Genomic DNA, 21,575 nt, shown 5'->3' with positions numbered 1-21,575 from the left:
TGGGCAGCCCGATAGCAAGGGAACACGGTCTCTTTAAGCTCGGCTTCCCTCGTCCTGGCGAAAAGCCTCTCGCACTCTTTCACGCCCGACGCGAATGACATGTTCCATCGCGGCGCGGGCGGCAGGCTCGTCGCGCCGGCTGATCTGTTCGACGATACGGATATGATTGCGGGAAATCTCGGCAATACCGCTCTTGTCCTCCACCGGAGAGCTCAGCTTGAACACGCCGACAAGTGCAGCCTCGATAAGCCCGCCAACCGTGCGCATGAATGGATTGCCTGACGCCTCGAGTACCGCGATGTGAAACTTCAAATCGGCGCCGGCAAGCGTCTCGGCGCTGTGGTTTTCATCGCCCATGGCAACGGCGAGCCGCATCATGTTGCTTATCTCGGCCTCCGTGGCGTTCCGTGCCGCAAGTTCCGCTGCGTGAGGCTCGAAGGCGAGGCGGATTTCGCTCAGGTGATAGAGGAATTCCTCATCGACGCCGCCGTTGAAATGCCAGGTCAGAATGTCATTGTCGAACAGGTTCCACTGGCTCTTCTCAGTCACTCGCGTACCGATCCGGGCGCGTGGCACGATGAGCCCCTTGGCCGCGAGCGTTTTCATCGCCTCGCGCAAAACAGTGCGCGACACCTTGAAGCGCATCGCCAATTCACCGTCGCCCGGCAAAATCGATCCGACTGGAAACTGGCCCGAAACAATTGCCTTGCCGAGCTCGCCCACCACCTGGGCATGACTGGTGCGGGCGCTTGCCCCCATAATCACCGTTTCCATCAAACCTTTACGCAATTACTCCCCCTTACGCATAACTTCTGCTGCGTCGTGACACGAACAGGATCGCCTTCTGCATCAGAATGAACGCAAACAGCAGACCGCCGATCAAGATCTTCGTCCACCAACTCGACAGCGAACCGTCGAAGGTGATGTAGGTCTGGATAAGCCCCTGAATGAGAACGCCCACGAGTGTGCCTCCAACAAACCCGGCTCCCCCCGTCAACAGCGTGCCTCCAATCACGACCGCAGCGATGGCATCGAGCTCCACACCAACGGTGGCGAGCGAATATCCTGCTGATGTGTAAAGCGAATAAACGATTCCCGATAGTCCCGCCAGAAAGCCCGAAAGCGCATAGATCAGGATTGTCGTGCGTGCGACCGGCACGCCCATCAATGCCGCAGTCTGCGTGCCACCGCCAAGGGCGTAGACATTTGTGCCGAAACGGGTGCGCTGCGCGATGATGATGCCAGCGAGGAAAACCAGAAGCATCAATCCACCGATGAGCGTGATGCGCCCGCCTCCTGGCAGCTTGTAGTAGAAGGTCTTGAGTGTTGCATAGAACGGATGTCGCACGGGGATCGAGTCGATCGAGATTACAAAGGCCATGCCGCGCGCGAGGAACATGCCGGCCAGCGTGACGATAAAGGCCGGCATTTCCAGATAGTGAATGATCGCGCCCATGATTGCGCCGAAAGCCGTGGTGATGATGAGCGCCAGAACAAAAGCCAGAAGCGGGTGGATGCTCGTGGTTTCCAGCATGACGGCCAGGAAAATGCCGGTAAATGCAATCACCGACCCGATCGACAGGTCGATCCCGCCGGAAAGGATGACGAAGGTCATGCCCACCGCGGCGATACCCAGAAAGGCGTTGTCGGTCAGAAGGTTGCCGATCACGCGGGTCGACAGCATGTTGGGGTATTGCAGCGCGCATATCGCATAGGCGACGATGAAGATGACGATCGTTGCAATCAGAGGAAGGTATTTCTGGTTCATCGCGCCGTTTGCTCCACTTCACGCTTACGCGTGGACCTGGCAGCCAGGAAGGTCAGGGCGGCCTGCACTTTCGGGGACTGGATTACGAGAATGATGACGATGATCGCAGCCTTGATGATGAGGTTGAACTCCGGTGGGAACCCGGACAGCAGGATGCCGGTATTGACAGCCTGAATGATCATGGCGCCGATCAGCGAGGCGATGATGCTGAACCGGCCGCCCAGCAACGAATTTCCGCCAACGACAACCGCCAGGATCGCATCGAGTTCGAGCCAGAGGCCGGCATTGTTGGCATCGGCACCCCGGATATCGGCAGCAACGATGATGCCGGCAATCGCGGCGCAAAGGCCGGAAAGCATGTAAGCCGCCATCAACAGAACGGGCGTGCGGATACCCGCCAACGTACTTGCCCGCCTGTTGATGCCCACAGCCTCGATCAACAGTCCCAGCGCCGTTCGCCGCAGAAGAACGGCAATAGCAATGCCGAACACAAACCAGATAACGACCGGCATGGGCAATGCCGCAAAAGACCCGCTTCCGATAAAGATCAGGCCTGGATCGTTGAAGGTCAGAATGGCACCTTCCGTGACCAGCTGCGCGATACCGCGTCCTGCAACCATCAGCACCAGCGTCGCCACGATCGGCTGAATATTGAGAACCGAGACCAGGAAACCGTTCCACACGCCGCAGACCAGACCAACGCCGACGGTCAGTACGAGCGTCAGGACCAACGGGTCGCCGCGCACGCTCGAGGCTGCTGCAACAGCGCCGCAGATGGCCATGACTGCACCGACAGATAGATCGATGCCTTTGGTGGCAATGACGACTGTCATGCCCACGGCAAGAAGCGCGACGGGCGCACCGCGATTGAGAACGTCGATCAGGCTGCCGTAAAGCCGCTCATTCTGAAACTCTATCGAATAGAATCCCGGGAAAACAAGCCTGATCAGGATGAGAATAAGGACGAGAGCCACCACCTGCGGCAGCAGTCGCCAAAGGAGGCGTTGCGCGCTTTCCATCATTGTATTCCCTTTTCGACAGATCCGGCAGCGATCGCGTTGACGATGTTTTGGGTGGTGATGGCGCTGCCGGTCAACTCGGCTACATGTTCCCTGTCGCGAAGCACCAGAATGCGGGCGCTGTAAGCGACGAGTTCCTCCAGCTCCGATGAGATCACCAGCAGTGACATACCTTGCGCGCAGAGTTCCTCGATCAGCCGAATGATTTCGGCGTGGGCGCCCACGTCAATGCCGCGCGTCGGTTCATCCAGGATGAGAAACTGCGGGTTTGTTGCAAGCCAGCGGGCAAGAATGGCCTTTTGCTGGTTTCCACCTGAGAGCAGCTTGATTGGCTTTTCCCGGTCGGTGGTGCGGATGTCGAGCGCCTTGATGTAGCGATCCGCGAGCGAAATCTGCTCCGAGCGCGAGAGCGGACGGGCCCAGCCACGCCTGGCCTGAAGCGCAAGGGCTATATTTTCGCGAATGGAGAGGTCGCCGATGATGCCTTCCATCTTGCGATCTTCCGGACAGAAACCAAACCCTTCCGCGATCGCGGCATGTGGCGAGTTAAGATTGACGGACCGACCGCCAACTTCAGCCTTTCCGCTGTCGGATTTGTCGACGCCAAACAGAAGCTGCGCGGTTTCGGTGCGGCCAGAGCCAAGCAGTCCGGCAATCCCGACCACTTCGCCTTTGCGGACAGAAAGATCAAACGGCTTGATCTTTCCCGTCTTGCCATAATTGTGGAACTGGAAGCGAACATCGCCTGTCGCCGCGTCATGGGCATTGGCTTCCTTCTCGGCCGCCAGAAGCTCATGACCGAGCATCATGGTTACCAGATCCTTACGCGGCAGCGATGCCGTGTCACGCGTGCCGACGAACTGGCCGTTGCGAAGAACAGTAATGCGATCAGAGAGTGCGTATACCTGCTCAAGAAAGTGGGTGATGAAAACGACCCCAAGGCCTCTCGCCTTCAGACCGCGAACGATCCCGAAGAGCATTTCGACTTCCTGCGCGTCGAGGCTGGCTGTTGGCTCATCGAGAATGAGAACCTTGCCGGAGAGATCGACGGCACGGGCGATCGCCACCACCTGCTGAACGGCGACCGAGTAGCTCTCCAACGCCCGTGATACGTTGATATCCATGCCGTAGTCCGAGAGCAGCGCCCGCGCGCGGCGGTTCATTTCGCCTGTGTTGACGAGACCGAACCGTTTCGGCTGACGTCCCAGGAAAAGATTCTCCGCAACGCTGAGGTTACCGAGCAGGTTGACTTCCTGATAAACGGTACCGATGCCGAGTGCCTGGGCATTAAGCGGGTCACGCGGGTCGATTTCAACGCCATCCAGGCGAAGCGAGCCCTCGTCACGGCGGTAGGCGCCGGTCATGCATTTGATAAGGGTGGATTTTCCTGCGCCATTTTCACCAAGCAGCGCGTGAACCTCGCCGCGCCGGAGGGAAAAATTGACATGGTCTAGGGCGATGGCGCCGGGAAACCGTTTGACTATGCCCGAGGCGGAGAGAATTTCGTCATTGCTTTGCATCATTCCGGCTTCCGGAGGCAGTACCGCGCATGCACGGCGTAGCACAAGACGCCAAGACCGCCGAAGCAGTCCTGGGCAACAGGCACTGGGTTAATGATTACTTACCATTTAGGAAATCCGGCAGCAAACTGCCGGATTCTGAGGCGCTTGCAGATATTGGAAAAGCAGAAACGGCTTCATCTCCAGTATCAGCAAAGCGCCGCATTCGCGCGGCGCTCGTTTGCCGATGGTCAGTAACCGAGACCCTTCTTGGCTTCGTAGACCTTCTGCGGATCGTCAGCCTGCGTGTAGAGCTTCGATTCCGTCTGGATCCACTTCGGTGGCTCCTTCTTGTCCTTCAGGTAGGCATCGAGCGCGTCGAGCGCCGGGCCGGCCATGTTTGGGGTCAGTTCGACAGTCGCGTTCGCTTCACCAGCCGCCATTGCCTGGAAGATGTCCGGAACAGCATCGATCGAAACGACGAGGATGTCCTTGCCCGGCTTCAGGCCGGCTTCCTTGATCGCCTGGATAGCGCCAACGGCCATGTCGTCATTGTGGGCGTAGAGCGCACAGATGTTCTTGCCGCCATCTTCCGCCTTCAGGAAGCTTTCCATGACTTCCTTGCCCTTGGTGCGGGTAAAGTCGCCGGTCTGGCTGCGGATGATTTTCAGGTTATCATGGCCGGCAAGAGCTTCTTCGAAGCCTTTCTTGCGGTCGATAGCCGGAGAAGAACCGGTGGTGCCCTGAAGCTCGACAACGTTGCAAGGCTTGCCCGCAACATTGTCAACCAGCCATTTACCGGCAACATTGCCTTCATGGACGAGGTCGGACGTGACCGCGGTCAGGTAGAGGTCCTTCGACGAATCGACGGTGCGGTCGAGAAGAATGACCGGAATGTCAGCGTCCTTGGCTTCGGTCAGGACTTCATCCCAGCCCGTTGCAACGACCGGGGCGACCAGGATTGCGTCCACGCCCTGGGCGATGAACGAGCGAAGCGCCTTGATCTGGTTTTCCTGCTTCTGCTGTGCGTCAGCAAACTTCAGGTCGATGCCGCGCTTTTCGGCCTGCTGCTTGGTCAGCGTGGTTTCCGCCGCACGCCAGCCGGATTCGGAACCGATCTGCGAAAAGCCGATGGTCAGATCGGCAGCATGCGCCGAACCGAACATGCAGGCAGCAAGAATCGTGGCACTCGCGAGTGCGTTTTTCAATTTCATGATTTCCTCCCAAAGAACGCTGCTCCTCAGCAGCAGGTGTAAAAAATCATACTATATGATTTATGTAAACGGCTATTTGTGACCGAGAAGCATATTTTCTCAATGCTTTTAAAGCCCGTGAAAACGCAGGAAGGGGCGACTCTGAGAGCCGCCCCTTTCGTGTTTCAGAAAAGCCTTCAGGCCTTATTGCGGCAGCTTGTCATCCACGCCTTCGACATAGAAGTTCATGCCAAGCAGCGTGCCGTCATCCGATGACGCGCCGGCTGCCAGCCACTCGCTGCCGTCCTGCTTCTTCAGCGGGCCGGTAAAGGGCTTCAGTTCTCCAGACTTGATCTTGGCTTCGGTTTCGGTCGCCATCGCCTTCACGTCATCCGGCATGTTGGTGTAGGGCGCCATGGTCAGGATGCCGTCCTTCAGACCGTCCCAGCTTGAGGTGGTTTCCCACTTGCCGTCGATGAAGGCCTGCGTGCGCTTGATGTAGTAAGCGCCCCAGGTATCGACGATCGCCGTCAGCTGGGTTTCCGGGCCAGCCTTGATCATATCGGAAGCCTGACCGAAAGCCTTGATGCCACGCTCGGCGGCAACCTGCATCGGGGCGGTCGTGTCGGTGTGCTGGGTGATTACATCGACGCCCTGGTCGATCAGCGCCTTGGCAGCATCCGCTTCCTTGCCTGGGTCGAACCAGGTGTTGGCCCATACAACCTTGATCTTGAAGTCCGGATTGACCGAGCGCGCGCCGATCAGGAACGAGTTGATGCCCATGACGACTTCCGGGATCGGGAAGGACGCGATGTAGCCGGCGACGCCCTTCTGCGAAATCTTCGCAGCAATCTGGCCCTGAATGTAGCGGCCTTCGTAGAATCGGCTGTTGTAGGTCGCGAGGTTAGGCGCTGTCTTGTAGCCGGTGGCATGTTCGAATTTCACGTCCGGGAATTTTTCGGCGATCTTGACCGTTGCATCCATGAAGCCGAAGGAGGTCGCGAAGATCAGACCGCAGCCGGAACGGGCAAGACGCTCGAGCGCACGTTCCGCATCCGGGCCTTCGGGAACGTTTTCGAGGAACTGGGTCTCGATCTTGTCGCCGAGAGCCTTTTCCAGCTCCTGGCGTCCGAGGTCATGAGCCTGCGTCCAGCCGCCGTCGGTCTTGGAGCCAACATAGATGAAGCAGATCTTGGCCTTGTCCTGGGCGCTGGCGGCAGCTGTGAAGCCGAGAACGGCCGCAGTCGTTGCAAGCGCGAAAAGAAGTTTTTTCATATTGACCCCTGTGGTTTGGTTTTGAAATTTTGTTGTTTTATCGATCCGGCACGAAGGATTTGCCGAGAGACGCCGGCGTGTTGATCAGCGTCGTACGACGGTTGTGCGAGATGACGATTAGTACAGCAATTGTCGCAAGATAGGGAAGAGCGGAAAGGAACTGCGGCGTTTTCAGAGCGCCCACCACAATGTTCAGAAGTGTCTGAGACATCGAATCGGAAGAAAGAGATAGAATAGAATGCAAAAATGCTTCCAGATCAAAGGCCTGGAGATGCAATTGGGCAATCGTCACCGCTCCGAACAGATAACCGCCCACCACGACGCGCCAAGGCCGCCAGGAAGCAAACACCACCAGCGCCAGAGCGATCCAGCCCCGGCCGGCCGACATGTTTTCCACCCATTGCGGCGTGTAGACGAGCGATAGCTGCGCACCTGCCAATCCGGCGCAGGCGCCACCGAACATGACGGCCAGATAGCGCGTGCGGATGACGTTGATGCCAAGCGCATGGGCTGACGAATGGCTGTCGCCGACCGAGCGCAACATGAGGCCGGCCCGGCTCTTGAACAGAAACCAGTTGACCCCGACCACCAGCGCGATCGACAGATAAAAGATCAGGTCCTGCTTGAACAGCAGCGGCCCGAGATAAGCGATATCTGCCAGCAGCGGGAAAACGATCTGCGGGAGTTTGGTGCCGGACTGCCCGACATAGGGTTCGCCGATCATGCCGGAAACGCCCAGTCCCAGGATTGTCAGCGCCAGACCCGTGGCGACCTGATTGGCGACCAACGTCAAGGTCAGGAAGCCAAAGAGCAGCGAGAACAGCGCGCCGGACGCGATGCCGGCGAGGATGCCGATATAGGGCGAGCCGGTAAGCTGCGTCGCAACGAAGGCGCAGGCCGCGCCCATGATCATCATGCCCTCGACGCCGAGATTGAGGACGCCGGACCGTTCGGTGATCAGTTCACCAAGGGCCGCTATGACCAACGGGGTTGCTGCCGTGATGACGGTAAGCAGGATGGCTTCTACGATGCCCATCAGTGCGCTCCTCCGTCATTGGCCGTTCGGTTGATATCCGCCCAGACCATGCGGATCTTGTAATGGATCAGCGTATCGCAGGAGAGCACGAAGAAGAGAAGGAGGCCCTGGAATACCCGCGTCACCTTGTCGGAAACACCGAGTGACAATTGCGCCGCCTCCCCGCCGAGATAGGTAAGCGCGAGCACGAGGCCTGACGCGACAACGCCAAGGGGATTGAGCCTGCCGAGAAACGCGACGATGATGGCGGTGAAGCCATAACCGGGCGAAATCACCGGGCGCAGCTGCTGGATTGCACCGCTAACCTCGGAGATGCCTGCAAGTCCGGCCATAGCGCCGGAAAGCAGCATGGAAAACCAGATCATCTTGCGGGAGGAGAAACCGGCGAACCGCCCTGCCCGCTCCGATTGCCCGAGCACCGAGATTTCGAACCCCTTCAGCGTGAACCGCATCATCAGCCAGATGAGCACGGCCGCGATAATGGCAAAGGCAAAACCCCAATGGGCGCGCCCCGAGGCGATCATTTCCGGGAGAATGGCATCGGCTGAAAACGTGCGCGTTTCCGGAAAATTCATGCCGTTCGGGTTGCGCCAAGGTCCCCGAACCAGCCAATCGAGGAAGAGCTGCGCTACATAGACCAGCATCAGACTGGTCAGGATCTCATTGGTATTCATGTGAGCTTTGAGAAACGCCGGGATACCGGCAAACAGAGCACCACCTACCATACCAAGCAGCAGCATCAACGGCAGGACGAGTGGCGACTGCCACTGGTAGAACACTACGGGAATGATCGAGCCCGCAATCGCACCCATGATGAACTGGCCTTCGGCACCGATATTCCAGTTGTTGGAGCGATAACAGACCGACAGACCGACAGCGATCAGGATGAGCGGCCCGGCCTTGATCGCCAGTTCATGCAGCGACCAGACCTCCATCAGTGGTTCGACGAAGAAGCTGTAGAGTGCCGTTACCGGGCTCTTGCCGAGCAGCGCAAACATGAGCGCGCCGGCAATGAGCGTCAGGACCAGTGCGATGAACGGAGACAGGATGGAGAAGAGCGCCGAAACCTTCGGTCGTTTTTCAAGCTCAATGCGCATCAAGGCTCTCCGCCGTCTGTTTGTTGACGTGCATGCCACCCATCAGCAATCCGATTTTCTCACGTGACAACTCACCGGCCGGATAGGCATCCGACAACCGGCCATCGTTGATCACGGCGATCTCCGTCGCCACCTCGAAGATCTCGTCGAGATCCTGGCTGATCACCAACACGGCGGAGCCCGATTTGGCGAGATCGACGAGCGCCTGACGAATGCGGCTTGCCGCACCCGCATCCACACCCCAGGTCGGCTGGTTGACGACAAGAACGGCCGGCTGGCGATCGAGCTCGCGACCGACGATGAATTTTTGGAGATTGCCACCCGAAAGCGAGCCCGCGGCCGGATCCTCGCCGCTCTTGCGAACATCCATGACCTCGCAGATGCGCTTGGTGGCACGTTTGACGGCATCCTGCCGAATGATGCCGAGCTTACCGCCGCCAATGAAGGTCTTGCGGTCTGAAGCGCTACGGGCAAGCACCAGATTGTCCGACAAGGGCAGTGCCGACACTGCTGCATGACCGTGACGCTCTTCGGGCACGAAACCGCCGCCCATCAGGCGCCGGGCGTTGATACCGAGCGTGCCGGCCGGTTTGCTGCGGATATGAACGGCATCGCCATTTGCAACCGGATATTCGCCGGAAAGCGCATCGAAAAGCTCGCTCTGGCCGTTGCCGGCGACACCCGCGATAGCGAGAACCTCACCGCCGCGAACCTTCAGACAGACGTCCTTTAGCGACACAGCAAATGGGGTTCGCGCGGCAGCTGCGAGATTGCGGGCCTCCAGCAGCACCTCGCCCTTCAAACCGGTTCCTTCGGTCGAGACATGCGCCACGTCGCTGCCAACCATCATGCGTGCCAGCGATGCCGGCGTCTCCTGGCGCGGATCGCAGGCGCCGGTCACCTTGCCGTGACGCAGCACGGTGGCTCGATCGCAGATGCGCTGCACTTCCTCGAGACGGTGACTGATGTACAGGACCGAGCGCCCCTCCGATTTCAGCTTTGCAAGCGTCTCAAACAGGCGATCGGCTTCCTGCGGCGTCAGGACGGATGTCGGTTCATCGAGGATGATCAGCTGTGGATTTTGCAACAGCGCGCGAACGATCTCGATCCGCTGGCGTTCGCCGACAGAAAGATCGGCAACATGCGCCTTGGGATCGAGCGGCAGACCGTAGCTGCGCGAGAGCGCAGCAGCTTCCTCGGAGATTTTTGCAAGCGAAATGCCAGGGTCCATGGACAGTGCGATGTTTTCCGCAACCGTCAAAGCTTCGAACAGTGAAAAATGCTGGAAAACCATGCCGATGCCGAGTTTTCTTGCGGCATTGGGGCTGGCGATGCGAACAGGCTCACCCTGCCAGAGGATGCGGCCGCTCGTCGGTGCAAGCACGCCGAACAGCATCTTCACCAGCGTCGATTTTCCGGCGCCGTTTTCCCCGAGCAAAGCATGGATTTCGCCGGGCCTTATGGCGAGATCGATATGATCGCAGGCTGCAAAATTGCCAAACAACTTCGTCAGCTTATCGACGGCCAGCAACGATCCGTCGACGGTTTCTTCCTGGACCGCCACGCGCCCCTCTTTCCTGCTTTTTGCCGCCCCCGCGCCTCTCCGGCTTATCAGGGTAACAGCAAAGTCGTTCCACTCGTTTTTCTTGCTTCCAGATCCGTATGCGCCTGGCCTGCATCGGCCAGCGGATAGGTCTGGTTGATATTGATACGCACTTTGTTGCTGCGCACAATATCAAAGAGAGAATTTGCACATGCCTCCAGTGCCGGACGTGTCGCGACGTAGCTGAAGAGCGTCGGGCGCGTGGCAAACAGCGACCCCTTCTGGGCAAGGATGCCGATATTGACGCCTTCGACCGGGCCGGAGGAATTGCCGAAGCTTACCCAGAGGCCGCGCGGCTTGATGCAGTCGAGCGAGGCCGGATAGGTATCCTTGCCGACAGAATCATAGACCACATCTACACCTTTGCCGCCGGTGATCTGTTTGACGCGACTGGCAAAATCTTCCGTGCGGTAGTTGATGACATGATCGTAGCCATGGGCGAGCGCCAGATCGATCTTGTCCTGCGAACCGGCGGTGCCGATGACGGTTGCGCCGAGCGCCTTGGCCCACTGGCCGGCAATGAGACCAACGCCGCCGGCTGCGGCGTGAAACAGCAATGTCGTTTCCGGCCCAACCTTGAAAGTCTGGTTCAACAAATACTGCGCCGTCATGCCCTTGAGCATCATCGCGGCCGCCGTTTCCAAGGGGATTTCGTCCGGCACTTTGACGATCTGCGAGGCTTCGACGTTGCGCTCGCTGCTATAGGCGCCATCCGAAGACGCATAGGCAACGCGATCACCGACAGCAAAACCATTCACGCCGTCGCCTATGGCCGTGATGATGCCGGCGCCTTCCTTGCCAGGAATGAACGGCAGGCCGGTGGCCGATTTGTACAGACCGGTGCGAAAATAGACGTCGATGAAGTTAACACCGATTGCGACCTGACGGATTTGAACTTCGCCCGGGCCTGGCTCGGTCAACGTCACGCCTTCCAGATTCAGGACTTCAGGCCCTCCAAGGGCGCGAACGACGATGGCCTGGGCCATGTTATTTCTCCTCATTTCCGTCCGATGCTTGGAACAAGCTGCAGAACAAATCCGATAACGTAAAGATAGATGCCGGAACCGACGACGCCGGCGACCACCCAGCTCGGGGTGTTGAAATGAAGAAGCAAGGCGTAGCCGCCAAGCACCGACCATATGGCAAAGACTGCAAGATTAAGCGGTCGCAAACGCTGGACGCGCACCGGATGCAAGAAATTGATGGGCAGGAACGTCAGGATCACAGAGACGAAAACCACGACCGATGCAGCCGTTTCGCTGGCTTCTATGACAAACAGGGTGAAGACCACCATATTCCAGACAACGGGGAAGCCGGAGAAGAAATATTCATCCGTCTTCATGCCCATGTCGGCATAGTAGATGGCGCTCGATACAACGATTGCGCCGGCCGCAACAAAAGACCACGGCTCGCCGATCATGCCGCTCTGATAAAGCGCAAAAGCTGGCAACAGGACGTAGGTCACGTAGTCGATGACGTTATCGAGCGTGTCGCCCGACCAGTTCGGCAGCACTTCCTTCACACGCACCTTGCGGGCGATCGGCCCATCAATGCCATCGACGGCGAGCGCCAGCCCGAGCCACCAGAACATGTCCACAAACCGATGCTCTGCCGCAGCGACGACGCCGAGAAACGCCAGAAAAGATCCGGATGCGGTCAGAATATGAACGGAGAATGCCCGGATTTCCGCATAAGGCACGCGCTTGTAATTAAAAAACTTCATAGCCGGCCGCTACCTGTCCTTCCGCGCTTCTCCCGAAACGTGCAAGACACGACAGAACGCGACCTGCATCTCCGCCTTCATCGGCGGTATGGGCGTAATATGCACCCTTTGAGACGGGCTGCCAGCGAAAATCAACAAGGATTTGCCAAAGCTACGCAATCGGCTGTGGACGCGCAGACCGGCACTGCGTCACTCACACCCATTTATTTCGTCTCATTCGCCCGCTAGAAAGTTCGAAACGACAGCATTGAAGGAGACCTGACCATGGAGCATGTCGACATCGCAGTGGTGGGTGCAGGCCTGGCTGGTTCGCTGGCGGCGCTTGCACTCGCCGATTCCGGCCGTCGCGTCGCCCTCATCGCCCCGAAGGCAACGCATGCCGATGGCCGCACAACGGCGTTGATGGAGCACTCCATCCGCTTCATCCGCGATCTCGGACTTTGGGATGAGCTTGTGTCGCAGACGGCTTCCCTTGCGACGATGCGAATCGTCGATGGAACGGAAAGATTGTTGCGCGCGCCGGTCGTTACCTTTCACGCGAGCGAAATCGGGCTGACCGCCTTTGGCTATAATATTCCGAACACGGCCTTCCTGGATTTGCTGGACCGACAGATACGCCAGCAATCAGGTTTGCGCAGATTGGAAACGACGCTCGATGCACTGATGCTCGATAACGAAAAGGCTATTCTCACACTCGGTGACGGCACTGTGATATCAGCCGATCTCGTCGTCGGCGCCGATGGTCGCCGGTCGAAAGTGCGGGAGGCGGCGGGGGTGGACGTTCGTACATGGTCCTACCCGCAGACTGCCATCGTGCTGAATTTCTCCCACAGCTTGCCGCACCAGAATATCTCGACGGAGTTTCACACACCCGACGGGCCGTTCACGCAGGTTCCCCTGCCCGGCCAGCGCTCAAGTCTTGTCTGGGTGCGCAAACCGGCCGATGCCGAAGCGACACTCGCACTGGCTTCCGACGCCCTGTCGCGTACAGTGGAAGACCAGATGCAGTCCATGCTGGGCAAGGTTTCCGTCGAACCCGGCGTGCAATCCTTTCCGCTATCGGGCATGACCGCCCATGCGTTCGGGAAGAACCGCGTCGTGCTGCTCGGTGAAGCAGCCCATGCTTTTCCGCCAATCGGCGCGCAAGGCCTCAATCTGAGCCTGCGCGACGCCATGACGCTGGTATCGCTTCTTGGAGAGAATAGCGGAAAATCAATCCCAGCCGATTTTGGCAACCGCTATAATCGCAAGCGTCGCGCCGATATCCTGACCCGCACAGCAAGCGTCGATCTCCTCAATCGTTCACTGCTCTCCGATTTCCTGCCGACGCAGCTCCTGCGCGCTGCGGGGTTGCAAGTCCTGGCGAGTGCGGGACCGCTGCGCAATCTGGTGATGCGCGAAGGCCTGCATCCGGGATCGGCTCTCCGCGCCTTTGGCCAAAGCTTACGGGAATGGATCAGCCGGCAGCGTGCCTGAGGCAATGAGATAGAGCAGAAGCGTCACGGTTGCGACCGAAAGCACGGTCGTGATCAGGATCGTGGCCGATGCCCTCTCCTGCCAGACGCCGTATTGCTGGGCGATGACAAAGACATTTGTTGCCGTCGGCAGGGATGCCAGAAGCACGGCGGTCTGCACCCAGACCGGGTCGAAATTGCCGACAAGGCCAAGCGTGAGGTACATCAGTGCCGGGTGAAGCAGCAGCTTTGCCGGAACGATATAACCGATCTCCACGGGAATGCGCTTCAGCGGCCGCAAGGCGAGCGTCACCCCCATGGCAAACAGCGCGCACGGTGCCGCCGCCTGGGCGAGATAATCGATCAGCCGCTGGACCGGGACCGGCGGCTGAAAAGAAACGGCGGCCGCGAGCACGCCCACCAGTGTCGAAAGGATGAAGGGATGCAGGAGGATCTTGCGGGCGACCGCCAGAGCCAGCTTCCCCGGGCTTCCGCGTTCGTCACCCGCAATCGCCATCAGCGCCGGCGCCATCATGAAGTGCAGCGCATTTTCGAAACAGAAGATCAATGCCACCGGCACTGCCGCCTTCTCCCCGAAGGCGATGAGCGCAAGGCCCGGCCCCATATAGCCGATATTGCCATAGGCGGCGGCAAGCGCCTGGATCGTTGATTCGGCGATCCCGTTTTTACGCAGCCAAAGCCCGGCGGCAAAAATCAGGGCGAAGATCGTGTAGGTGGTCGCCATCGAGGTGATGGCGAAATCGAAACGGGCCAGTTCCTGGATCGGCGTTCTTGAAAGAAGCTTGAAGAACAAGGCCGGCAAGGCGAGGTAAATGATGAAGATATTCAGCCATGCCATGCCGTCGCCACCGGCAGACTGGCTGTTTGCGGCATGCCTCCTTGCCAGTTTCGCAGTCAGGTAGCCAAGGAAGATCAGGCCGAAAAAGGGCAGAACGAGTCCGGAAATTTCGGCCATGGCAAAAGCTGCTCCGCCAGAACGGCGGTCAGCCGATCTGCATCAGAATGGGGAAGGTTTCCTGAAACCAGATCGCGACCGAGCTGACAAGGCCGAAGAGGAAGGCAAGACCGGTCAACACGAGGAGAATGCCCATAATCTTCTCGACAAGGCCGAGATGCCGGCGAAAGCGCGACAGAAAGCCCATGAAGGCGCCGGAAAATGCCGCCGCAATCCAGAACGGTATCGCCAATCCCAGGGAGTAGACCGCAAGCAGCATAGCACCGTCGCCGACGGTCTCACGGGCCGCAGCAACACCGAGAATAGCACCGAGCACCGGACCGATGCAGGGCGTCCAGCCGAAAGCGAAGGCAAGCCCCATGATATAGGCGCCGGAAAGCGTCGCCGGCTTGCCACCGCCCTGGAAACGAGCCTCGCGGGCAAGAAGACCGATGCGGAACGCCCCCAGGAAATGAAGCCCCATGATGATAATGATGACGCCGCCGACCTTGGAGAGCAGATCCATGTGCTGGCGCAGCAAAAGGCCGATCGTTGAGGCACCGGCTCCAAGGGCAACAAACACGGTGGCAAAGCCGAGCGTGAACAGAAACGCCGCGCCGAACACCGCACGCCGCGTGGAAGCGACCGCAACGCCGCTTTCCCCGCCGCGGAACTGATCAACGGAGACACCTGCCATATAGCAGAGGTAGGGCGGAACCAATGGCAGGACGCATGGAGACAGAAACGACAGGGCACCGGCCAGCACTGCGGTCCATAGGGAAATATCGGCAATCGACACCAATCAAACTCCGGCAGGCTTTGGTCGTCGCGAAGGACATCATCGCCCCTGCACTCCCACGACACAATGAATGCGCCGACGGCGGTTCGTTCCGCGCGACCACGCATTGTTGCCGCTCACTTATCCGCATGAGCCCGGCAAAACCAATCACCTTTTGGCGATCCGTTGCGGATTACCGGAATTTCCCGTCCCAGCCCGTTTTTTGGGTTGACCAAAACGAGCCCACTGTGCATATGTCCGCCCACTTCCGCCGGGCAGTATAGGCCGGGCACGGGAGCGCGTAGCTCAGCCGGTAGAGCAACTGACTTTTAATCAGTAGGTCCAGGGTTCGAACCCCTGCGCGCTCACCATATACCTTCATATTTTTCAATAAGTTAGCATTATGAGAATACCTGACCCTCCGAGGGTCGGATGCGTCTAGGGTCAGCATAGGGTCAGCACGAAAAAATGCTGACATCTCCACAAGAATTGAAGACCAACCGAGCGGAGCCGCGAGGCCTCGCAGCCTTACGGCTCGCCCTTCTTACACCGAGTGAACAATGAAGAACGGCAAACCCGGTCGTCAAGCGATAATCGTCGCGCCGCGATCTGATCAAGACTTAGTTCAACGAATGTCGGAAGATGGGCTCAACAAAGTCCTAACTATGAATGGCGGCGTTGGGCCGCGTGAGTCAGACGGCGTGCACTACATTCGTGGACACCTGACATCAACAGTCAGTGCTTCGGCACATCTATTTCAGCAGCTTCAGCCGGACGAGTACTGATCTGGCTTCGTCCATCATCTCTCGCACGACATCGCCAGCCGGCCGAACACGCTTCACCTGGCCGCAAACCTGGCCAGCGTAGAGTGCCAAGGCCTCCATGTCGCCAGTCATGCCGCGCAGCGGCGACGATGTGCTCAAGTTGCTTGTCGCCATGGAAGCTGCGAATATTCAGCACTCACGTGTCGGACATAGCAGGAACGTATCTTCTGCCAATTGTTGGGGTGGAGCGGCGGTTGGCTGCAATCATGGCCACCGACATCGTGGGCCACGGCCTATCGACCCATCACGAATATTCAGGGCCGGCCAGCGAAAATCGGGACTGATCCACTCTGGACGAATTAGTTCATTTCTGCCCGTGAAAGCCAACGAGAAGTGGTCGGAATGCTCCTGTTGCTCAAGCTGATCCTGGCCCCGTTGCTCGTCGCCCTTGCTACGCTCGTGGCTCGGCGTTGGGGTCCCAAGATTGGCGGAATTGTTGTCGGCTTACCCTTAACTACCGGCCCGATTTTTCTCTTCCTTGCTCTCGATCAGGGTTTGGACTTTGGCGCAAGAGCGTGCGTCGGCATCCTATTCGGTCTGGTTGGGCTTGCGGGCTTCGCGCTGGTGTACGCGGCCGTGTCTCGACGCGCAGGAGGGGTCGTTTCCCTCATGGCTTCTGCCGCCGCCTACTTCGTGGTTTCCGGAGCGGTCAACAGCTTAGCGCTAAACAGAATGATTGGGGCCGCCCTTGCTGCCTACGCAGCGCTTTTGTTGGTCGCATGGTTGATCAAGAGACCTCAGCCAGGAGCGACCAAACCGGTGTCGCGGTGGTGGGATATATGGTTTCGCATGATCACCGCCGCCGGTCTAACGTTGGCAATTACAACGGCCGCAGAGAGACTTGGCCCGACGTTCAGCGGCATCGTCGGAACATATCCGGTGGTCACTACTGTGATCATGACATTCACACATCACCAATCTGGGCGCGAGGTTGCCATCGCCATGTTGCGTGGCACCGTTCTCTCGTGGATCGGCTTTGTAAGTGCCTTCCTTGTCATCGGACTAACGCTCATTCCATACGGACTTACCGTCGCACTTGTTCTCGCTGTGCTTGCCAACTTGGGCACAACAATATTGGCGCTCTGGATCGACCGTTTCATCACCTCGCGGACAAAGGGAAACCCGCATGAATTTGTTCCAGCTAGGCCGTTTGACCGCTGAGCGCAGCCACAAGTGCGCCGTTCAGTGAGCCACCGCCAGAAACGGTCGCCTCCCGAACGACTGCTATGGGCCTGATACTGTTGAAAAACTAACCGTTGTCGGCATTGGGATGTCATGATTCAATCGTCGCATTGATTTGCGGGGGATTGAGTGATGATGGGATGCCAGACAGCTCCAGCGCAGCTCTTCTACGACTTCTGCCTTGATGATCACGTTCCTGCCGACCACATGCTGCGCGGGATCGACCGCCATCTCGAACTCGACAGCGTACGAGCGCACTTGAAGCCTTTCTACAGCGCCACGGGTCGCCCCTCGATTGATCCCGAGCTTATGATGCGAATGCTGATCATCGGCTATTCCATGGGCATTCGCTCGGAGCGACGGCTTTGCGAAGAGGTCCACCTCAATCTCGCCTATCGCTGGTTCTGCCGCCTCGGTCTGGACGGCAAGGTCCCTGATCACTCAAGCTTCTCGAAGAACCGCCATGGCCGGTTCCGGCAAAGCGACATCCTGCGGCATATGTTCGAAACGGTAGTGGAGCGCTGCCTCTCTCAAGGGTTGGTTGGTACGGAAGGATTTGCAGTCGATGCCAGCTTGATCGCGGCGGATGCAAACAAGCAGCGCTCGGTACCAGGATCGGAATGGGAAGCCAAAGAAGATGCGGGACGCTCGGTACAGGAATATCTGGCTGTTCTCGATGATGCTGCTTTCGGCGCTGCCTCGCCGGTCACGCCGAAGTTCATCTCCTCGTCTGATCCGGCCGCCCAATGGACCGGTGCCCACAAAGGCCACGCCTTCTTCGCCTATGCGACCAACTATCTGATCGATACAGACCACGGCGTCATTCTGGATGTGGAGGCGACACGGGCGATCCGCCAGGCGGAGGTCGGTGCATCCCGCACAATGCTCGGCAGGACCGAGAACCGCTTCGGCTTGCGGCCCGATTACCTCGCGGCCGACAGTGCCTACGGTTCTGCCGACAACCTCGCCTGGTTGGTCAACGAGAAGGAGATCGCGCCGCACATTCCGGTCTTCGACAAGTCGAAGCGGACGGATGGCACCTTCTCGCGTTCCGACTTCACCTGGGAAGCCGAGAAGGAGCAATACCTTTGCCCTGCCGGAAAGGAGCTGAAACAATTCCACCGCACTTACGACCCACCCAGATCGGGGATCACGGCCGAGGGAACCCGGCTTTATCGTGCCAGCAAGAAGGACTGTGATCAGTGTGAACTGAAGCCTCGATGCTGCCCGAACATGCCTATGCGCAAAGTACCGCGCGATCTCAATGAGGATGCACGCGATGTCGCCCGAGCGATTGCCAAGACACCGGAGTATGAGCAGTCACGGCATCGTCGAAAGAAGGTCGAAATGCTCTTCGCTCACCTCAAGCGCATACTACGGATGGCACGTTTAAGGCTTCGAGGGCCGTGTGGTGCGAGAGACGAATTCCTGCTTGCCGCAACCGCACAGAACCTGAGGAGGCTGGCCAAACTCAGGCCTCAGATGCCGCCATGCGGTGCCATCGCCGCTTGAGGGCGGCATCGACCGATACCCTGCGCTAAGGCGTAGGCAGATCGCAGCATAGTGCACCGCCCAAAAGACCGAAAAGGGCGTGTGAGCGGATAATCCGTCGAGTTTTTCAACGATATCGGCCTTATAGCGGCCCCTCCCCCCCTCACAAAATCTAGAATCATTGACCGGCGTCTGATTGCTGTGATTTGCTGCAGATGCCGGTAGAAGTCGAACGCTCTGGCAATAGGGCTCTTGTCAGGATCAGCGGCAGGGGCCTTTTCCTATTGCCGACCCTTCACCAAATCTCTCTCAGAACTGACGCCCAAATTGCAGTACACCTATTCGTTGAGTCCCTCCCTGCCGCCTGTTCGTCGAAAGTGGCTACGGTCGACTGCTGCCGACTGTTGCCAACGGGTCCTTGGAAGGGGGACGGAAGATGATGCGGGCCTATTGAGGGCATCCCAGCGGAATCAATTCCTGACCCTCCACCCACGTCTGGGTGCATTCGAGTTGCGCGTTCAAAACAGCGAAATCGGCCGCAAATCCCGGTTTGAGCTGTCCGTATTGTCCATCCAGGCCCAAGGCCTTCGCGGGAACGCTGGATGCCATCGCCAGCGCCTGCTCAAGCGGCAACCCGAGAACTTGATGGACGAACCTGACGCTCGACGCCATGTCGATGTCGGCTCCGGCCAAAGTGCCATCCGCCAGCTTTAGGGTTCCCTCGCTGCGATGGATGGCCCGGCCGTTCAACTCGAATCCCGCAAGCTTTGTGCCGATCGTCTGCATGGCATCGGTGACGAGGAAAATATCACCTGGTGGGGCCTTTGATCGCAACGCGATCTTCATCGTCGACGGGTCGACATGGACGCCGTCCGCGATCAACCCGGAAAAAACCCTGCCGTCATCCAATGCAGCCCCTACTATCCCAGGCTCTCGGTTGCCCAAGGGGCTCATGGCGTTAAACAAGTGGGTGACCATCGACGCGCCAGCGTCGAAGTATAACCTGGCCGTTTGTGCCGTCGCGTTGCTGTGGCCGATGCTGACCACTACCCCCGATGCGACAAGCGCCGCAACCTGCTCCGTCGTGACATTCTCCGGAGCTATCGTCGTGAGCACCAATCCGGCGTTCATCCGATACGCACAGATCGCTGCCAAATCCCCTGCCATCATCGGGCGAATGAAGGAGGGATCGTGAGCACCCTTCCGCTCCAAGGACAAATGCGGCCCTTCGAGATGGAGACCAAGGAAACCGGGCACCTTGGCGGTCCGAGCCTGCCGACCCGCTTCAAGTGCGAGGGCCGTGATCTCGGGTGTGTCCGTGATCAGGGTCGGCAGAAGTTTGGTGGTGCCGAAGCGAGCATGGGCACTCGTGATCACCCGGATCGCCTCCACTGACGTTTCCTCGCCAAAACGGACGCCACCGCCACCATTGACCTGAAGATCGATGAAGCCCGGAACGATCTGTTGTTGGTCATAGTCGACACGTCTGACGCCGTGCGGGATATCCGATTTCCTGACGATTCCGCAGACACGCTCGCGCTCCACAAGAAGGCAGGATTCTTCATGCCATTCGGTGCCATCGAAAATTCGGGCAGCGGCAATCGCGATCGTCGGTCTCATCGTGTCTGTGTCACTTTCTTGAGGGCCACGGGCTGGTCTGGGTTCAGGCCGCGACGGCGCGACAGGTGCTCGCCCATGAGATAGAAGGGTACGATTAGAGCGAGCGCGTCCGTGAGCGTGTGCCCGGTCTCAACAACCGGCAGCGACCGCGCCGAAATGGTTTTCGCCGACGTCACAAAGACGTCTGCGCCCCGGTCGGCGAAATCATCGGCGAGCAGGACGGCTGCCGATTCCGAGGCGTCCCGGCCGGCCAACACAAGCACGGGAAACCCTCGCGACACGAGCGCGAGTGGCCCGTGCATGACCTCTGCCGTCGAATAGGCTTCCGCATGGAGATTCGCCGTCTCCTTGAACTTGAGCGCGACTTCCGAAGCGATGGCGAAGCTTGGGCCACGTCCGAGGACATAGAGTGACGTCGCATTCTCAAGCGACGGCAGCATGCCGCTCCAATCGACGGCGAGCGCGGCGCGGAGCTGGTCCGGCAGCATATTGAGCGCCGATTTCAGATCGCCATCGTCGATCCATTCCGCCAGGACGGCAAGACCTGCCACGACAGAGTTCACGAAAGTCTTCGTGGCCGCAACGGCGAGTTCTGGACCGGCGCTGAGGTCGATCGGAACCTCTGCCTCGCTCCAGATCGGGGAGTGTCGTGTGTTGGTAAGTGCGAGGGTCAGAGCGCCCTGGCGTCTCGCCGACGCGCACATTTCGACTATGTCCGGGCTGCTTCCTGATTGGGATATAGCGAATGCCGCCGCCTGCGAAAGGTCGATTGGGCGAGCGTAGATGGAGGCGAGTGACGGTCCAAGGGACGCGACAGCCTTCCCTGCGGCAAGCTCGATCGCGTATTTCAGGAACAAGGATGCGTGATCAGACGAACCCCGCGCTATCGTGGCTATGAATGCGGGATTCTTCCGGGCCAGCGCCCTGCCTGCGACCGTCAACTGTGCGGCCGAAGTGTCAAGAAGCCGCTCTACGGCGTCAGGAATCTCTTCGATTTCGCGCCGCATCTTCGTAGTTTCAGCCATCTTCATCGTCCTCAGTCTCGTGGGTATTTGGGC

General features: G+C 58.9%; 19 protein-coding genes and 1 tRNA gene. 4 read left to right on the top strand and 16 right to left on the bottom strand.

What is annotated here, in order from left to right:
• Positions 1–33 precede the first annotated feature (33 nt).
• The 11 genes from QO002_RS12060 to pcsA all read right to left on the bottom strand — a co-directional run bounded on the left by QO002_RS12060 (position 34) and on the right by pcsA (position 12,213).
• Positions 34–774 (bottom strand): FadR/GntR family transcriptional regulator, encoded by a 741-nt coding sequence (locus tag QO002_RS12060; protein ID WP_307233332.1) that lies wholly within the window; start codon positions 772–774, stop codon positions 34–36.
• 25 nt (positions 775–799) lie between these two features.
• Positions 800–1,768, bottom strand: a complete 969-nt coding sequence (gene yjfF, locus QO002_RS12055; RefSeq protein ID WP_307229931.1) for a galactofuranose ABC transporter, permease protein YjfF — start codon at positions 1,766–1,768, stop codon at positions 800–802.
• Positions 1,765–2,790: an ABC transporter permease gene (locus tag QO002_RS12050; protein WP_307229929.1), complete on the bottom strand. Its 1,026-nt coding sequence runs from the start codon at positions 2,788–2,790 to the stop codon at positions 1,765–1,767. Before QO002_RS12050 ends, yjfF begins: the two co-directional genes overlap by 4 nt.
• Complete coding sequence (gene ytfR / locus QO002_RS12045) at positions 2,787–4,310, bottom strand: galactofuranose ABC transporter, ATP-binding protein YtfR (RefSeq protein ID WP_307229927.1); 1,524 nt, start codon at positions 4,308–4,310, stop codon at positions 2,787–2,789. Before ytfR ends, QO002_RS12050 begins: the two co-directional genes overlap by 4 nt.
• Before the next feature lie 227 nt (positions 4,311–4,537).
• On the bottom strand, positions 4,538–5,500 hold the full coding sequence (gene ytfQ / locus QO002_RS12040) for a galactofuranose ABC transporter, galactofuranose-binding protein YtfQ (protein WP_307229925.1): 963 nt from the start codon (positions 5,498–5,500) through the stop codon (positions 4,538–4,540).
• 183 nt (positions 5,501–5,683) lie between these two features.
• On the bottom strand, positions 5,684–6,754 hold the full coding sequence (locus QO002_RS12035; protein WP_307229922.1) for a BMP family ABC transporter substrate-binding protein: 1,071 nt from the start codon (positions 6,752–6,754) through the stop codon (positions 5,684–5,686).
• 37 nt (positions 6,755–6,791) lie between these two features.
• Positions 6,792–7,790 carry an ABC transporter permease gene (locus tag QO002_RS12030; protein ID WP_307229921.1) on the bottom strand — a complete coding sequence of 333 codons (999 nt, stop codon included), beginning with the start codon at positions 7,788–7,790 and terminating at the stop codon, positions 6,792–6,794.
• Complete coding sequence (locus tag QO002_RS12025; protein ID WP_307229919.1) at positions 7,790–8,887, bottom strand: ABC transporter permease; 1,098 nt, start codon at positions 8,885–8,887, stop codon at positions 7,790–7,792. Before QO002_RS12025 ends, QO002_RS12030 begins: the two co-directional genes overlap by 1 nt.
• Complete coding sequence (locus QO002_RS12020) at positions 8,877–10,451, bottom strand: ABC transporter ATP-binding protein (protein WP_307229916.1); 1,575 nt, start codon at positions 10,449–10,451, stop codon at positions 8,877–8,879. Before QO002_RS12020 ends, QO002_RS12025 begins: the two co-directional genes overlap by 11 nt.
• Positions 10,452–10,498: 47 nt before the next feature.
• A complete protein-coding gene (locus QO002_RS12015; RefSeq protein WP_307229914.1) occupies positions 10,499–11,476 on the bottom strand; it encodes a quinone oxidoreductase family protein in 978 nt (325 codons plus the stop codon).
• An 11-nt stretch (positions 11,477–11,487) separates the two neighbouring features.
• Positions 11,488–12,213 (bottom strand): phosphatidylcholine synthase, encoded by a 726-nt coding sequence (gene pcsA / locus QO002_RS12010; RefSeq protein WP_307229912.1) that lies wholly within the window; start codon positions 12,211–12,213, stop codon positions 11,488–11,490.
• Between the two features lie 264 nt (positions 12,214–12,477).
• On the opposite strand from pcsA, the gene QO002_RS12005 reads away from it, so the two are divergent.
• Complete coding sequence (locus tag QO002_RS12005; protein WP_307229910.1) at positions 12,478–13,689, top strand: UbiH/UbiF family hydroxylase; 1,212 nt, start codon at positions 12,478–12,480, stop codon at positions 13,687–13,689.
• Here the strand turns inward: QO002_RS12005 and QO002_RS12000 are convergent.
• Positions 13,657–14,643 carry an AEC family transporter gene (locus tag QO002_RS12000; RefSeq protein ID WP_307229908.1) on the bottom strand — a complete coding sequence of 329 codons (987 nt, stop codon included), beginning with the start codon at positions 14,641–14,643 and terminating at the stop codon, positions 13,657–13,659. The genes QO002_RS12005 and QO002_RS12000 overlap by 33 nt on opposite strands.
• 28 nt (positions 14,644–14,671) lie before the next feature.
• On the bottom strand, positions 14,672–15,421 hold the full coding sequence (locus QO002_RS11995; RefSeq protein ID WP_307229906.1) for a cytochrome c biogenesis CcdA family protein: 750 nt from the start codon (positions 15,419–15,421) through the stop codon (positions 14,672–14,674).
• Positions 15,422–15,695: 274 nt separating this feature from the next.
• Between QO002_RS11995 and QO002_RS11990 the strand changes: the two genes are divergently transcribed.
• Positions 15,696–15,771 (top strand) — tRNA-Lys (locus QO002_RS11990).
• 381 nt (positions 15,772–16,152) lie between these two features.
• On the opposite strand, the gene QO002_RS11985 is transcribed toward QO002_RS11990, so the two are convergent.
• A complete protein-coding gene (locus tag QO002_RS11985; RefSeq protein ID WP_307229904.1) occupies positions 16,153–16,338 on the bottom strand; it encodes a hypothetical protein in 186 nt (61 codons plus the stop codon).
• A 237-nt stretch (positions 16,339–16,575) separates the two neighbouring features.
• Here QO002_RS11985 and QO002_RS11980 point away from each other — a divergent pair, with 237 nt between their 5' ends.
• On the top strand, positions 16,576–17,385 hold the full coding sequence (locus tag QO002_RS11980) for a hypothetical protein (protein WP_307229902.1): 810 nt from the start codon (positions 16,576–16,578) through the stop codon (positions 17,383–17,385).
• A gap of 153 nt (positions 17,386–17,538) precedes the next feature.
• Positions 17,539–18,918, top strand: a complete 1,380-nt coding sequence (locus tag QO002_RS11975) for a transposase (protein ID WP_307228781.1) — start codon at positions 17,539–17,541, stop codon at positions 18,916–18,918.
• 426 nt (positions 18,919–19,344) lie between these two features.
• Here QO002_RS11975 and nagA read toward each other — a convergent pair whose 3' ends face one another.
• Together nagA and QO002_RS11965 are read right to left on the bottom strand one after the other, a co-directional pair.
• Entirely contained in the window at positions 19,345–20,517 is a 1,173-nt protein-coding gene (gene nagA, locus QO002_RS11970) for an N-acetylglucosamine-6-phosphate deacetylase (protein ID WP_307229900.1), read from the bottom strand.
• Positions 20,514–21,542 carry an SIS domain-containing protein gene (locus tag QO002_RS11965; protein ID WP_307229898.1) on the bottom strand — a complete coding sequence of 343 codons (1,029 nt, stop codon included), beginning with the start codon at positions 21,540–21,542 and terminating at the stop codon, positions 20,514–20,516. The genes nagA and QO002_RS11965 overlap by 4 nt, the downstream gene beginning before the upstream one ends.
• Between the last annotated feature and the right edge of the window lie 33 nt (positions 21,543–21,575).

Source organism: Pararhizobium capsulatum DSM 1112, assembly GCF_030814475.1.
GTDB classification, from domain to species: domain Bacteria; phylum Pseudomonadota; class Alphaproteobacteria; order Rhizobiales; family Rhizobiaceae; genus Pararhizobium; species Pararhizobium capsulatum.
Note: the sequence above shows the minus strand (reverse complement) of the source record. Positions and strands in the feature narration are given on the sequence as shown.

What these genes read in the sequence shown, in the direction of transcription:
- QO002_RS11975 (WP_307228781.1), top strand. Translation starts at nt 17,539, where the DNA reads ATGATGGGATGCCAGACAGCTCCAGCGCAGCTCTTCTACGACTTCTGC.
- QO002_RS12015 (WP_307229914.1), bottom strand. Translation starts at nt 11,476, where the DNA reads ATGGCCCAGGCCATCGTCGTTCGCGCCCTTGGAGGGCCTGAAGTCCTG.
- QO002_RS12060 (WP_307233332.1), bottom strand. Translation starts at nt 774, where the DNA reads ATGGAAACGGTGATTATGGGGGCAAGCGCCCGCACCAGTCATGCCCAG.
- nagA (WP_307229900.1), bottom strand. Translation starts at nt 20,517, where the DNA reads ATGAGACCGACGATCGCGATTGCCGCTGCCCGAATTTTCGATGGCACC.
- pcsA (WP_307229912.1), bottom strand. Translation starts at nt 12,213, where the DNA reads ATGAAGTTTTTTAATTACAAGCGCGTGCCTTATGCGGAAATCCGGGCA.
- ytfR (WP_307229927.1), bottom strand. Translation starts at nt 4,310, where the DNA reads ATGATGCAAAGCAATGACGAAATTCTCTCCGCCTCGGGCATAGTCAAA.
- QO002_RS12050 (WP_307229929.1), bottom strand. Translation starts at nt 2,790, where the DNA reads ATGATGGAAAGCGCGCAACGCCTCCTTTGGCGACTGCTGCCGCAGGTG.
- ytfQ (WP_307229925.1), bottom strand. Translation starts at nt 5,500, where the DNA reads ATGAAATTGAAAAACGCACTCGCGAGTGCCACGATTCTTGCTGCCTGC.
- QO002_RS11965 (WP_307229898.1), bottom strand. Translation starts at nt 21,542, where the DNA reads ATGGCTGAAACTACGAAGATGCGGCGCGAAATCGAAGAGATTCCTGAC.
- QO002_RS12035 (WP_307229922.1), bottom strand. Translation starts at nt 6,754, where the DNA reads ATGAAAAAACTTCTTTTCGCGCTTGCAACGACTGCGGCCGTTCTCGGC.
- QO002_RS12025 (WP_307229919.1), bottom strand. Translation starts at nt 8,887, where the DNA reads ATGCGCATTGAGCTTGAAAAACGACCGAAGGTTTCGGCGCTCTTCTCC.
- QO002_RS12005 (WP_307229910.1), top strand. Translation starts at nt 12,478, where the DNA reads ATGGAGCATGTCGACATCGCAGTGGTGGGTGCAGGCCTGGCTGGTTCG.
- QO002_RS11985 (WP_307229904.1), bottom strand. Translation starts at nt 16,338, where the DNA reads ATGGCGACAAGCAACTTGAGCACATCGTCGCCGCTGCGCGGCATGACT.
- yjfF (WP_307229931.1), bottom strand. Translation starts at nt 1,768, where the DNA reads ATGAACCAGAAATACCTTCCTCTGATTGCAACGATCGTCATCTTCATC.
- QO002_RS12030 (WP_307229921.1), bottom strand. Translation starts at nt 7,790, where the DNA reads ATGGGCATCGTAGAAGCCATCCTGCTTACCGTCATCACGGCAGCAACC.
- QO002_RS12000 (WP_307229908.1), bottom strand. Translation starts at nt 14,643, where the DNA reads ATGGCCGAAATTTCCGGACTCGTTCTGCCCTTTTTCGGCCTGATCTTC.